Source organism: Butyrivibrio sp. MC2021, from assembly GCF_000621605.1.
Lineage (GTDB): Bacteria > Bacillota > Clostridia > Lachnospirales > Lachnospiraceae > Butyrivibrio.
In genome coordinates this window covers 1,005,138-1,019,020 of sequence record NZ_JHXX01000001.1, presented here as the reverse complement: position 1 = coordinate 1,019,020, position 13,883 = coordinate 1,005,138, and the positions used below count along the sequence as shown (strand labels likewise).

Below are 13,883 nucleotides of genomic sequence, written 5' to 3'. Positions count from 1 at the left end.
ACTTAACCCCCATTTTGAACTTAAGAAATAAATATTGTATTATATAGGACAGTTATTTTTTTAGAGGAGAATATTTATGAAAAAAGACAATATCATTTTGATCGGAATGCCTGCATCAGGTAAGAGTACCGTTGGGGTTATTCTGGCTAAGATTCTTGGATACAATTTCGTGGATGCTGACATTGTGATTCAGGAAAAGGAAGGCAGGAAGCTTTCTGAGATCATCGAGACCGAGGGGATCGACGGTTTTATCGAGGTTGAGAACAGGGTCAATGCCGGTATCGAGGCCCAGAAGACTGTTATCGCCACAGGAGGCTCCGTTGTTTACGGCAAAGAAGCCATGGACCACTACAAGAATATCGGAAGAGTGGTTTATCTCAAGGTGGATATGGATAACCTCACCAAGCGCCTTCGGGATGTTAAGCAGAGGGGCGTTGTTATGCGTGACGGCCAGTCCCTTATTTCTCTTTACAATGAGAGAACTGTCCTCTATGACAGATATGCGGACATCACAGTAGATGAGAAGGACCACAGCATGGAAGAAGTGGTGGCCGACATTCTCTCAGCATTGGCAAGATAACAGAGTTAGAACTTCACAATATTTTTGCTTAGTATTTGTTGTGAACCTTCTCTGCAAAGCACATCATATCTTTGACTTCTATAACTGTGCCATCGTCCAGAATGGCCTTTCCTGTCATCTTTCCGAAGACCTGATGCTGGTCGGAGACAATGAGTTTGTAATCCAGGCATGCGGCTCTGTCCAGTACAGGTACAAAGTCCATTTCAAAGCGCCCGTCTGAAGAGGTGAACTTCCAGGGATCAGTGTAGCCTGATGACGGAATGTGGAAGGTTATGTCATTCAGCTTGTGGACCTTTCCATTGTAAAAAAGCACATTCTCAGTGGCGGCTGTGGTGTTTCCAAAGCCGTATCCTATATTAAATCCAAAGCTGTTTCCGTCTATATCTGTATTTCCGGAGCCCCAGTACCAGGTGTTGTCATAGGTCCATACGCCCCGGCCCCAGTCCAGGGTTCCGAAATCGGCTCTGGGGTTAAATTCGTATCTTTTTCCGTCGTATTCCATGTAGCCTGAGGCCCGCATGGTGTTTATCTTCTGGTTGTAGTAAAAGGCGTGCTTCTTATCCCAGGGAGTTGCGATGACCATGGAATCCATGGCGGGCTGCTCCAGTACTATATCGCATTTAAAGGGTTTGTTTTCATAAAAGTTGTCAAAGGAGCAGGTGATATGGCGCTTGCCTCCGCCGATCTTAAAGGACATCTGAAGCCTTTTATCATTATAGACAGTGTCTCCCATGGAGGAATCTGAAGGTAGGGAGAGTTTTCCCAGAGGGAAGGCGTTTAAAACTGTTTCTGTATGCTCCCAGGGCTTGTCGCCAAAGACAAGAAGAGATACGGATTGAAGGCCGATATAACCATCATCTGAGATGGTGAAGGCCCCTGCAAAATCCTTGCTGAGCACAAGGTAATAATCCCATTCCTTGATGCGCCACTTGGGAGCCTTGATCATGGCTCTGTCATAGCGCTGAATAAGGCTTCGGCTCCAGCCGGGCTCTGTAAGTTCTCCATGTCTGTCCAAAAGGTCATGTGATGTGACAACTTCGTGATTTCTTCCCATAAATACCCCCCTAGCGATGAATATGTCTGATTATAGTATAACCCAATCGGGAAATTATTAGAATATTCCTATAGTTTATAGAAAATTTACTGTAAATCCTAATGCTTATAGCGGATAATATATTTAGACGTTTTATGGTCTAATAAATGTGCGAAAAAATATTATTTTTAGAGATAAACCGAAAGGAGAAGTAGCATGGAAGGCATGAGCACTCAGGATATTCTTAATGGTCAGGATCTTTCTACTGCCAATGTGGATGATCTTTTGGCTGCTATGAAGCAGGCAGAGGGAACTCCGGAGCCGACACCAGCTCCTGTGGAGGAACCTAAGCCCAAGGCACCTCCAAAACCGGCTGCTGAACCTATTATGGATATTCCGAATATTGAAGATATTCTGGCCGCAGGCGGAGCAGATGCCAGTCCCGCGGAACAGGCTTCCGCTGACGCTATGGCCGCAGCAATGGCTGCTGCAGCGGCTGAGGCTCCTGTGGGAGAAATGCCGGCTGCGGATATCCCTGCAGATATTCCGGCAGATATCCCTGCACCTGCAGAAGAGGCACCGGCGGAAGCACCGGTGGATGTGGATGCAATGATGGCTGCAATGGCAGCTGCCGAGACCGCTACGGATGTTGATAAGATGATGGCAGCTATGGCAGCGGGAGAAGCTCCTGCGGAAGCCCCGGCTGATATCCCCGCTGATTTCCCTGCAGATATCCCTGCGGAGATGCCCACATTGGAGGAGGCACCTCCGGATATAGATCCTGTTCTTGCAGCTATGCTGGCAGCAGGAGATGCGCCGGCTCCTGCGGAAGCTCCGGCTGATATTCCTATGGATATCCCGACAGATATCCCTGCGGATATTCCTGTTGATATTCCTGCAGAAATGCCTGCTATGGAAGAGATTCCTGCAGATATTCCTGTCGACATCCCGGCAGATATCCCTGCAGATGCTCCGGTAGAAATGCCTGTCATAGAGGAGGCTCCCGCAGATATTCCTGTCGACATCCCGGCAGATATACCGGTAGATGCTCCTGCAGAAATGCCTGCTATGGAAGAGGCTCCTGCAGATATAGACCCTGTCCTTGCTGCAATGATGGCAGCAGGAGATGCCCCTGCACCGGAGGAAGTTCCGGTCGATATTCCAATGGATATCCCTGCCGAAATGCCTGTTATGGAGGAAGTGCCCCCAGAGGCCCCGGCAGAGATGCCGATCATGGAAGAAATTCCTGTGGAAGTATCTGCTGAAGCGCCTGCCATGGAAGAAGCTCCTGTAGATCCCGATGCGATGATCGCGGCAATGATGGCAGCGGATGCAGCTCCTGCAGCTGCGGAAGCTCCGGCAGAGGATGTACCGGCAGATCCTGATGCAATGATAGCAGCCATGATGGCGGCTGATGCGGCTCCCGCTGAAACAGCAATGCCTGAGATGCCTGTTATTGAGGAAATGCCTGCACCGGAAACTCCTGCAGAGAATCTTGACGCCATGCTCAATGCGGAAGTAGATGCTCTTACGGAGCCTGTTCCTGAAGAAATGCCAGCCATGGAAGAAATGCCAGCCATGGAAGAAATGCCAGCCATGGAAGAGATGCCTGCAATGGAAGAAATCCCGGCAGTGGAGGAAATCCCTGCTATGGAAGAGATTCCTGCTTTGGAGGAACCTCCTGTTATGGATGATGCCGATCAGATGCCTTCCGAGTTTGAGATGGCTCTGGCAGCAGATGCGCTTTCCGGTGCCGTTGCAGATATAGAAGGATTCCTGGAGTCCGAGGACTACGAATATACCAAGGTTATCCTGGGAGCAAAGACTACCCTCATACTTAAGCATGAAGATGGCAACTGCATGGCTATCTGCTATGAAGATGATGAGTTCGAGGCTCTTGAAGGAGATTTCGATAAGGACGGTAAGACAGATTACAAAGAGATCCTGAATGACTTTGTCAAGGATACCATCAAATCCGGCGGCGGAGCACAGATCGTAAGACATAAAGGCTCTAAGGCAGTTGCAAGATAATTTAATATAAAAATTCAAGGGAATCCGGAAATGGATTCCCTTTTTTCTGTCCATTATTGCCATACAGCTATGATCTGCCATATTTTCCATACCTCATCGCATCAATTCCGCACGATTTTCCGTACACAAAGCGTATAATGAAACTAAGGAAAACTGCGGAGTTATCGACCAAAGAAAAGGGAGGGAAAAGTATGGAAGGATTGCTAAGTTTTATACAGGCAGTATGTGGGAGGATTCAGGTAGTGTCGGACCTTTTTTGGGACTTTCCGACGAATTTCGAGTGGTATGCCAATATACCAATCCTGGGGAATTTTACATTGGCAATTATTTTGCTGATAGGTTCAGGAATCTACTTCACCATCAGACTGAATTTCATTCAGGTTCGTAAATTCAGGCACGGCATCGAGGTTCTCAAGAACAGCAAGGCCAAGACAGGAATTTCTCCTTTGGCAGCATTCTTTTTATCAACAGCCATGAGAGTAGGCCCCGGAAACATTCTCGGAGTTACCGGTGCTGTTTCTGTAGGCGGACCCGGCGCCCTTCTCTGGATGTGGGTTTCAGCCTTCTTCGGCATGGCTACCGCTTTTGTGGAATCCACTCTTTCCCAGATATTCAAAGAGGAAAAGAACGGCGAATATATCGGAGGTATGTCCTTCTACGGAAGACGACTTCTTAAAAACTCAGCTGTGGTGGGCGTAGTTTTGTCACTTATGTATATCATCTATGCGATCCTCTGTTTCCCTGCCCAGGGCTTTAATACTGTTTCAGCCATGGGACAGATCGCCAGCATTGTCAGCGGAACAGAGCTTCCCACAACCCATGCGGTATACTGGATCGGCTTTGCCATTGTTATCATTGCAACTGTAGCCGTATCCTTTGGAGGAACTAAAAAAATCTCAAAGGTAACGGATGTACTGGTTCCCATCATGGCCATTGTCTATGTGTTAACCGTACTGGTTCTTATACTTATCAATTTTACCCGTATTCCATGGTTCTTCTATGCGGTATTTACAGAGGCCTTCAAGCCTGAAGCTGTATTCGGCGGAGCCTTTGGTGTTGCTCTCATGCAGGGCGTTAAGAGAGGCCTTATGTCCAACGAAGCAGGACAGGGAACCATTACCATGCCCGCAGCGGCCTCTGATGCCGCTCATCCCTGCGATCAGGGCTGCGTTCAGGCGGTTGGAGTTTTTCTTGATACAATTGTTATCTGTACACTTACAGGATTTGTTGTTATCATGGGAAGAGTGTGGTTGACCGATTCAGCGGATGCCTGGTTTGAACTTGGCAAGCTTCCCAAGTACCTGGCTTCTGTTTCGGAGCTCACACCGGGAACCGCTTTTAACAGTGTAGTGACACTGCTGGTATCCCTTTGCTTCGGACTTTTTGCCTTTACCTGCCTTCTCGGATTCATGTCATTTTCCGAGATCTGTGCAAACAGGATCAGTAAGAATGCGGCATTTATCAATGTGATCCGTGTTATCGATATTGCAGTTATCTGCTTTGGAATGCTTACTTCCATAGTTGGAATGGATCTGGGAGCCCTCTGGGATCTGTCAGATTTTGCCAATATTCTTATCGCTTACTGCAACATTCCTCTTTTGTACATTGGTTTTAAATATGTAAGGCTGGCCCGGGAGCATTTTGAGAAGAACGATGGTACACCTTTTACCTCCCGAGTTGTAGGAACGGATCTGGAGGTCTGGGATAAAAAAGCAGGAAATAAGTAAATTTGGAGATTTTTATGAAAAAAAGATTTGTAGCAGCCCTGATTCTTTCATTGGCTATACTTACAGGATGTGGCAAGAATGCGGAGAGCGAAGTTTCTGTGGAGGCAAGCTCAGCTTATTCCGTTCCGGAAGCAGAAGAGAGTGTTGTAGAAGCTACTAAAGAGATCACAACAGAGCCTTTGGAAGCTTCCAAAGAGGAATCTGCCATAGAGGCATCATCAGCTGCTTCGGAGGCATCTACGGCTACTTCGAAGGCGGAAACAGCATCTTCAAAAGAACAGCCCGCCGCAGCGGAAGCATCAACCGCAGCCCCGGAAGCTCCCAAAGCGGAGAGCAGCAGTGAAGCATCAAGCATCGCTCCTGTGGTGGAAGAAACAACTGCACCTCCGGTGGAGGAAAAGAAGGACTATGGCAGGATAATCTTCATCGGTGATTCCAGGACCGTTGATATTTTTAACGGAGAAGCTTATGAAATCTATGATCTGAATGTAGGAAATGCAAGAGTTTTTGCAGAGAACTGCAAGGGCTATGACTATATGACAGAGCTTTTGAATCGCTATGACGGACAGTATGATACGGTGATCACCTGGCTTGGCTGCAACGATCACAGGAATATTGAAAGTTATAAGGCAGCCTATGAGGGACTTATTTCCAGGGGAATAAACCTTGTGATCTGTAATGTTGGCCCCACCCAGAGCGAGTGGCTTGATGAGGGGGACAGCCCATTTTATCAGAATGACAGCATGGTGAGCTTTAATCAGCAGATCGGCGCCTGGGCAGCAGATCACGGAGTGAAGGTCATTGATATGTACTCCTATGTTTATTCCAATCTGCAGATTGATTCAGATGGAATCCATTACAGCCCCAAAGAAAATAACGGAATCTGGAACTATATAATGAACTCTTTATAAAAACATCGGAAACTCGAAAATCTAGGACAGCTCTGGCTTTCAGGGCTGTCCTTTTTCTATGGTTAATAAAATATTAAGTGGACAAAGAACGCCATAGATTTTATAGTTATAGTATCTGTGGGAAAACGATTTCCACATTTTTGAACGAAAAAGGAGAATAAATGGTTTCCATTAAAGATGTTGCCAAAGAAGCCGGAGTTGCCATCTCCACGGTTTCCAAGGTACTGAACAATTATCCAAATGTAAGTGAAGCCACCAGGAAAAAAGTAAATGATGTGGTGGAAAGACTTGGTTTTGTGCCCAATGCTGTGGCAGCGACCCTGTCTTCCAAGAAAACAGGAAGAGTTGCGCTTCTTATCAAGCTTAATCTTGAGACTCAGGCCAGTGATGAGATCGGAATGCAGTACATCTCCGGAGCCGTTCACAGGGCCAAAGAGATGCAGCTGGATGTCATCACAGTTTTTACCTCCATGATAGAGGACATGAACCTTGAGGAGGTCACCAGCTATTTTGCCTCCCAGGGCATTAAGGGCATCATTGTCTACGGGCTTACCACCAAGGACAAGGTCCTCCATAAGCTCATTGACAGCGGACGTTTCAAGATGGTGGTCATCGACGCCCCCATGGTGAATGACACCACTTCCTCAGTCAGTGTAGACCAGGAAAAAGCCCAGTATGACGTAGCCAAGAAGACCGTTACGGAAAACAAATGTAAGAAGGTCCTTTATATCGCCGGAGAGGAGAATGGCTATGTCACCGCAGAGAGGCTTGCGGGCATCAAGAAGCTCTGCACCGAGAAAAAGCTCAAGCTCACCGTAAGAAATGGCGGCTTTTCCGAGCTTAAGGCAAGAGAGATCACCATGAAATTCGCCAAGAACGCCAGCTGTGTTGTCTGTGCCTCAGACCTTATGGCCATCGGTGCCATGAAAGCCCTCATAGATATGGATATCTTCAGACCTGTATGTGGTTTTGACGGAATCCTTCTTATGGGCTATGCAGGCAAACAGATGAATACGGTGAAACAGGACTTTGTGAAGATTTCAGAGGAAGCTCTTGTGGAGCTGGACAGACTCATGAGCGGGGAGAAGGGCAGAAAAGTGGTCATTCCCCATACTCTTGTAAGAATTAAATACGAGGATATTATCCGTTAAATGGAGTTTGTTGAAAAAGAACTTGCGGAAAACGTTTTCCTATGGTAGAGTAGGTATATCGATTAAAGAAAACGTTTTCCAGTAAAACTGTTTTAATAGCGAGAGGAGAAAGAAAATGTCAAAGCACACTAACATGCAGCGAGACGTACTGGTTCTTAATCTTGAAGAACAGCTTGAACAGCTTGCCAATGAGAAGTTTGGCAAGGACCTTAAGGAACTTACAGACCGCGAGACTTATTTTGTACTTCTTGAAATGACAACACGCCTTATGGATGTTGCGGAAGTATATAACGGGGAGAAGAAGGTTTACTATATTTCAATGGAATTCCTTATTGGAAAGCTTCTTTCCAATAACCTTATAAATTTAAGAGTATATGACAGGGTTAAGGCCATTCTTGAGAAGAACGGCAAGTCCCTGGCTCAGATCGAGGAGTGCGAGCCCGAGCCATCTCTTGGTAACGGCGGTCTTGGAAGACTTGCAGCATGCTTCCTTGATTCCATCGCAACTCTTGGTCTTGCCGGAGAGGGTATCGGTCTTAACTATCACTTCGGACTTTTCAAGCAGGTGTTCAAGGATCATCTTCAGAATGCAGAGAAGAACGACTGGATCGAAGAGCAGTCCTGGCTTGAGAAGACAGATACTACCTTTGATGTTTGCTTCGGTGACAAGAAGGTCGTATCCCGCCTTTACAACATGAACATCGTAGGCTATGACACCGGTGTTAACAAGCTTCGCCTTTTTGATATCGAATCCATCGATGAGAGCCTTGTTAAGAAGGGCATTGACTTCGATAAGACCAAGATAGATAAGAACCTGACACTTTTCCTTTATCCGGATGACTCTGATGAAGCAGGCAATCTCCTTAGAATCTACCAGGAGTATTTCCTGGTTTCCAATGCGGCTCAGCTTATCTTAAGAGAGCAGAAGGAGCGTCAGTACGACCTTCACGAGCTTCATAACCACGCGGTTATCCAGATCAATGACACACATCCTACCATGATCATTCCTGAGCTTATCAGGATCCTGGTTGAGGAGAAGGCCTTCAATATTGACGAGGCCATCAACGTTGTAAGCAAGACCTGCGCATACACCAACCACACAATCCTGGCAGAGGCCCTTGAGACCTGGCCTCTTGAGTATCTTGAGAAGGTTGTTCCTCAGCTTGTTCCTTACATCAAGGAGCTTGATAAGAGAATCCGCGACAAGTATAAGAGAAATTCCAAGGTTTGGATCATCGACAAGCAGAAGAAGGTACACATGGCCTTCATCGATATCCACTACGGCTTCTCCATCAACGGTGTTGCAGCTATCCACACTGAGATCCTTAAGAACAGTGAGCTTCATGACTTCTACAAGCTTTATCCCGAGAAGTTCAACAACAAGACCAATGGTATCACCTTCCGCAGATGGCTTCTTTCCTGTAACCATCCGCTGGCAGATTTCCTGTCAGAGACCATCGGCGACGGCTTTAAGAAGGATGCCAACAAGCTTGAGAAGCTCCTTGACCACATAGATGATCAGGAAGTTCTTGATAAGCTTGAAGCCATCAAGAGAGGCAAAAAGGAAGAACTGGTTGCTTACCTTAAGGAGCACGAGGGAGTTGAGGTTGACCCCGATTCCATTTTTGACATTCAGGTAAAGAGACTTCACGAGTACAAGAGACAGCAGATGAACGCTCTTTACATCATCCATAAATACCTTGAGATCAAGGGCGGCAAGAAGCCTTCAAGACCTCTTACCTTCATCTTTGGTGCCAAGGCTGCTCCTGCCTATGTAATTGCAAGAGACATCATCCACCTTCTTCTTGTTCTTCAGGAGATCATCAACAACGATCCTGATGTTAACCAGTACATGAAGGTAGTTATGGTAGAGAACTACAATGTAAGCTATGCTGAGAGACTTATCCCTGCCTGCGATGTATCAGAGCAGATATCTCTCGCCTCCAAGGAAGCTTCCGGAACCGGTAATATGAAGTTCATGCTTAACGGCGCTGTAACCCTCGGAACAGACGATGGTGCTAATGTAGAGATCCACGAGCTTGTAGGCGATGACAACATTTACATCTTCGGTGTAAGTGCAGACGAAGTTATCGAGCACTACAAGAAGGCCGATTACGTTTCCAAGGATTACTACAAGAAGAGCAAGGTGATCAAGGAAGCAGTAGACTTCATCGTAAGCAAGCAGTGCCTTAAGGTAGGCCACAAGGAGAACCTCAAGAGACTTCATGATGAGCTCCTTAATAAGGACTGGTTCATGACTCTTCTGGACCTTGAGAGTTACATCGCCAAGAAGGATGAGATCTTCGCTGACTACGAAGACAGAAATAAGTGGAAGAAGATGATGCTTACAAACATTGCTAAGGCTGGCTTCTTCTCATCAGACAGAACTATAAACGAATACAACAGAGATATCTGGCACCTCAACTGATTTTTCGGGCTGCGCACATTTTTGTGTGCAGCCCTCTCTATTTTCCCATCTTCCTTCCGCAGCAGGGTAATAGAAATATTCCTGGGGGAAGTATGTGACAGGCTGCAACTGCCCGGGGACTTGTCGCGGCTTGGGAAAACACAAATTACTCGCTTCGCCTGCTCAGTGATTTAGGGCACTTCATCTAGCCGGTCAGGCTCATTTCACGTTGTTCAGAGCACTCGCCTGACCGACTATCTTAAGTGCTCCTAAATCATCATCACAGTACGAATGTCTCGCAATTTGTATTTCCCCAAGCCGAAAAAAGTGGTGCCAGGAACCAAATGGACGCTAAATGAAGTCTCAGCTCAGATCAGGGACGGTATCGCACATGGCAGGGTATCATACTGGGAAGAAACAGGGTCTTATTATGGTGAGGATCTGCTGTGTCTGATATTCCAGGGTGATATTTGGGATTATGGCGAATCAAACGATATAGTAAGTGCAGTATATGAACTGCCGTCCGAACAAACGGCCTGTAACAACAAAATGAATCTCGAGATCCTTGACAGCAGAGACGAGTTTGCTGTTATGGTAAGATACGATGCCGGCGTTTATGAAAGAAGCACGGCAGAGGCTTTTGCGAACCTGTTCTGCAGAGCCTGCAGTGAGCTCATAAATGTTACAGATCACACCGTTTCCGTAAGGGATCTTACAATATTTTCTGCATGGAAATAAAGCTTGTTTGAAAAAGTCAACGCGACCTTTTGGCTCCTGAAAAGCTCCGAAGGTCGCGTTACTATTCACCATATTCAGTTCGTCATCAGTCAGTAGCATGCCTGCCTTTTCTATTATGATTTATCGCAATAAATCCTGTATGTAAGCATATCCTTGTCATTCTATTTACAATAATAGGTTATTTCAATAAAAGTAAAATTGGTCTCTCGATAATATGCCTCATATTTAGTTGTTATGACTCAGAAGAAGATTGGAACGAGGATGGATGCCATCAAAATAATGAGTGCTCCGCCGAGGCGTGATGAAATCTGCGCAAAGGGCATCAGTTCCATCCTTTGGGAAGCCATGAGGACTGCAACATCACCTGTTCCGCCCATATTTGCCATACAAAGGCCCGCGGTTATCGCTGCCTCGATCGGATAGAAACCAACAAGCCTGCCGATCAGACCGGCGCCGATGATTGCTCCCAGAATGACAACCAGAACCAGTATAAGATACATCGGAGAAAATGCTTCAATGATCTGTCCCATATCCGTATATGCAATCCCGATACCGAGCATCAGAGCTGCCGTCCAGTTCTTCGAAACGAAAGAATACCAGAGAGTGGCTGCATCTTCATATCGTTTTGGAATGATCCCCAGGCATTTTATGATCGCAACCGACAGGATCATCCATGCATAGGGATGAATATTCAGACCAAGTTTTGCAACCAAAGCGGCAATCAGCGATCCGAAGGCAAGAAACGCCGTGGAGATCACAACCCCCACAGCATAATCTTCAATGGTCTTTTCCTCAGGCTCCTTTATTTCTTCTTTCAAAGAATTGTCATTTAATTTCATAAGCTGCCCGTTTCCGCTGAGCTTCGGACATACTTTTCCGAGCCGGTTTAACAGGCCGCCGAATATGATGGCAAATGCGTTTCCTAAAGCAACAGCGGGAACAAGTCTGCTCAGGATCGTTTCGGCAGGAATATTAAGCGCCCCCTCAAATACTTTTGAGATCGGGACGGCTCCGGCTCCCATACCTCCACCCATAATCGGAATACCGATATAAGCGATGGATTCACCTGCACTCATGCCAAAAAGCATTCCAAAAAGGGCTACAAGTCCGAGTGCTGCCACAACGGCGCCGAGAATACAGGGAAGATAGCGAATCGCAGCCTTGATCAGAAGCTTACGGTTCATGCCGAGGATCGAACCGGTGATCAACGCCGCAATATAGAAATCCAAAAATCCTCCGCCCTTCATAAATGTGGTGCAGTTTTCAGCAACGGAGACAGGGATGATGTGCCAGTAGTTCAGTGCAGCTCCACCAAAGATACAGACAACCGCTCCGCCGCCAAGGAAGGTCTTGACAATCGGCGTTACATTTCCAATCTTATCCAGAAGTGAACCGAATATCATCAGAAAAAGAAATGCTCCGACCATACCCGCAGGCAAAACGTCCATGGCACAGCATGTCACAACAATCAGAGCGATAATGATAAACCATTTTAAATCCAATCCTAGAATCTTTATCTTTTTCACAATGATCTCCTATTCTGTAAATCAGTCTTTCCCTAACGAACCGTAATTGACCGAGCTCTTTAGAGCGAGGGATACGAGCAAAAAGCGTAGCGTTTGCAAGTCTGTCTTCTCCATGAACTACGATTTATTTTTCTAAGTTATCTACTAGAATATAATATGCATTCTAACATGATTCTTGACAAAAGCAATGGGAGTACATATATTCAAAACAAGCTGAACAATGGATTTTTCCCATCATCCAGCTTGTTAATTATCTTAGGAGACCTCGTTCATACAGTGTTATTCCGTTTTTACAGAGATTTTTTCACTCTAGCGTTAGTTTATCTCGGCGATTTTTATGTATTTGTAGACTGAAGCTCTGAGAAAAGTGGTGCCAGGAACCAAATGGACGCAAGAACAGTGAACATCAGCACTTGCAAAGACGTTAAGCAAAGACTACATGCGATAAACAGTTCAGATTTTTATTGCGTAATAGAAAAAGACGATTCCCGAAGTTCTAAGAGGGAATCGTCTTTTTTACCTTATTATGCGAAGCTTTCGCCTGATTCGATTTCAAGATCCTTAAAACCGGCTCTTTTAAAAGTCACAAAATTCCTAATGATATATACTATTTGAATTATAGTGAATTATAGTATATTATAGTTATGTGATGTATTATAGTGAATTATAGTAGAGTATAGTAATTATTTTGGATTATAGTGGGTGACAAATATGAAAGAAAGAAATCCATACGTTATAAATTTTGGCAGAATGCCCAATCAGTACATTGAAAGAAATCTTTTAATAGAGGATATCTTGGATAGCTTAAACAGTGATCTTGTGGAAGAACAGGCATTTAAGATAACGGGTGTTAGAGGAACCGGCAAAACAGTAATGCTTACCGCAATCGAGAAAAAGCTGAGAGAAGATGATTCGTGGATAATAGCAGATCTAAAGCCGGATTCTGCAATCACCAATGAACTTGTGGCTAATCTTTATACAGATGTACCGTTTATTACCAGTTTTATAGACGCAAATATAAACCTTTCCGCTTTTGGCATCGGCTTTAATATATCGAAGAAGAGTCCGGCTGCAAGTATCGATGTTGCATTGGACAAACTTATGGCAGAGATAAAAAGGAGAAAAAAGAGAGTGCTGGTTCTTATTGATGAGGCAAGAAAGACGGATGCACTCATTGATTTCATCCAGGAGTTTCAGATCCTCATAAGGAAAGACTACCCTCTTTATTTGATAGTTGCAGGTCTTTATGAAGATATTGAAAGTATCGAGAACGCAGATGGACTTTCGTTTATATATAGAGCACCAAAATATGAAATGACACCATTAAACATAGGTATAATCAAGGAAGACTACAAGAAGACCTTAAATCTTGAAGATAACACAGCTTATGAACTGGCAGTTATGACCAAGGGTTATGCTTTTGCGTATCAGGCATTCGGAAAATATATGTGGGAAGAAAAAGCAAAAACAATAACACCTACAGTTGTGGCGAAAGTAGATGAGGCACTTGCAATAAAGGTATACGACAAGATATGGAGCGAACTGAAAGAAAGAGATAAATGGTATATGAACTTTATAGCTCAAAAAGACTCTATGTCTGCTACGGAACTTCTTGAGAAAACTAAGAAGAGCCATAGCGATTGGAGTGAGCCAAGAAAAAGACTTATCGATAAGGGCATAATCGATGGTTCAGTCCGTGGCAAAATAATCATAAGGCTTCCGCGTCTTAAAGAATATGTTAAAAATAGAAATGCCATTTATGGAGAATTTTCCTGAAAT

At 45.2% G+C, this 13,883-nt stretch carries 10 protein-coding genes; 8 read left to right on the top strand and 2 right to left on the bottom strand.

Annotated features, from left to right (window positions below):
• Positions 1-76 precede the first annotated feature (76 nt).
• Positions 77-580 (top strand): shikimate kinase, encoded by a 504-nt coding sequence (locus T359_RS0104225; RefSeq protein ID WP_026516391.1) that lies wholly within the window; start codon positions 77-79, stop codon positions 578-580.
• A 28-nt stretch (positions 581-608) separates the two neighbouring features.
• Here T359_RS0104225 and T359_RS0104220 read toward each other — a convergent pair whose 3' ends face one another.
• Positions 609-1,634 (bottom strand): DUF2804 domain-containing protein, encoded by a 1,026-nt coding sequence (locus tag T359_RS0104220; protein ID WP_035783536.1) that lies wholly within the window; start codon positions 1,632-1,634, stop codon positions 609-611.
• 195 nt (positions 1,635-1,829) lie between these two features.
• Here T359_RS0104220 and T359_RS0104215 point away from each other — a divergent pair, with 195 nt between their 5' ends.
• The 6 genes from T359_RS0104215 to T359_RS0104190 all read left to right on the top strand — a co-directional run bounded on the left by T359_RS0104215 (position 1,830) and on the right by T359_RS0104190 (position 10,578).
• Positions 1,830-3,644, top strand: coding sequence for a hypothetical protein (locus T359_RS0104215; RefSeq protein WP_026516389.1), 1,815 nt, complete (start codon positions 1,830-1,832; stop codon positions 3,642-3,644).
• 317 nt (positions 3,645-3,961) lie between these two features.
• A complete protein-coding gene (locus tag T359_RS0104210) occupies positions 3,962-5,371 on the top strand; it encodes an alanine/glycine:cation symporter family protein (RefSeq protein ID WP_330370131.1) in 1,410 nt (469 codons plus the stop codon).
• 14 nt (positions 5,372-5,385) lie between these two features.
• Entirely contained in the window at positions 5,386-6,282 is an 897-nt protein-coding gene (locus T359_RS19275) for an SGNH/GDSL hydrolase family protein (RefSeq protein ID WP_035783534.1), read from the top strand.
• A 161-nt stretch (positions 6,283-6,443) separates the two neighbouring features.
• Positions 6,444-7,433 (top strand): LacI family DNA-binding transcriptional regulator, encoded by a 990-nt coding sequence (locus tag T359_RS0104200; protein WP_026516387.1) that lies wholly within the window; start codon positions 6,444-6,446, stop codon positions 7,431-7,433.
• A 115-nt stretch (positions 7,434-7,548) separates the two neighbouring features.
• Positions 7,549-9,861 (top strand): glycogen/starch/alpha-glucan phosphorylase, encoded by a 2,313-nt coding sequence (locus T359_RS0104195; RefSeq protein ID WP_197027050.1) that lies wholly within the window; start codon positions 7,549-7,551, stop codon positions 9,859-9,861.
• 309 nt (positions 9,862-10,170) lie between these two features.
• Positions 10,171-10,578 carry a hypothetical protein gene (locus tag T359_RS0104190; RefSeq protein WP_026516385.1) on the top strand — a complete coding sequence of 136 codons (408 nt, stop codon included), beginning with the start codon at positions 10,171-10,173 and terminating at the stop codon, positions 10,576-10,578.
• A gap of 239 nt (positions 10,579-10,817) precedes the next feature.
• Here T359_RS0104190 and T359_RS0104185 read toward each other — a convergent pair whose 3' ends face one another.
• The gene (locus tag T359_RS0104185; protein ID WP_155839988.1) at positions 10,818-12,104 is read right to left on the bottom strand and encodes a 2-hydroxycarboxylate transporter family protein; all 1,287 of its coding nucleotides are present in this window, start codon (positions 12,102-12,104) and stop codon (positions 10,818-10,820) included.
• A gap of 711 nt (positions 12,105-12,815) precedes the next feature.
• Between T359_RS0104185 and T359_RS0104180 the strand changes: the two genes are divergently transcribed.
• Positions 12,816-13,880 carry a P-loop NTPase fold protein gene (locus T359_RS0104180; RefSeq protein ID WP_026516383.1) on the top strand — a complete coding sequence of 355 codons (1,065 nt, stop codon included), beginning with the start codon at positions 12,816-12,818 and terminating at the stop codon, positions 13,878-13,880.
• The last annotated feature ends 3 nt before the right edge of the window (positions 13,881-13,883 follow it).

Bases quoted from the DNA above. Each gene is read 5' to 3' on its own strand.
- T359_RS0104220 (WP_035783536.1), bottom strand. From the start codon at position 1,634: ATGGGAAGAAATCACGAAGTTGTCACATCACATGACCTTTTGGACAGA.
- T359_RS19275 (WP_035783534.1), top strand. From the start codon at position 5,386: ATGAAAAAAAGATTTGTAGCAGCCCTGATTCTTTCATTGGCTATACTT.
- T359_RS0104200 (WP_026516387.1), top strand. From the start codon at position 6,444: ATGGTTTCCATTAAAGATGTTGCCAAAGAAGCCGGAGTTGCCATCTCC.
- T359_RS0104215 (WP_026516389.1), top strand. From the start codon at position 1,830: ATGGAAGGCATGAGCACTCAGGATATTCTTAATGGTCAGGATCTTTCT.
- T359_RS0104195 (WP_197027050.1), top strand. From the start codon at position 7,549: ATGTCAAAGCACACTAACATGCAGCGAGACGTACTGGTTCTTAATCTT.
- T359_RS0104180 (WP_026516383.1), top strand. From the start codon at position 12,816: ATGAAAGAAAGAAATCCATACGTTATAAATTTTGGCAGAATGCCCAAT.
- T359_RS0104225 (WP_026516391.1), top strand. From the start codon at position 77: ATGAAAAAAGACAATATCATTTTGATCGGAATGCCTGCATCAGGTAAG.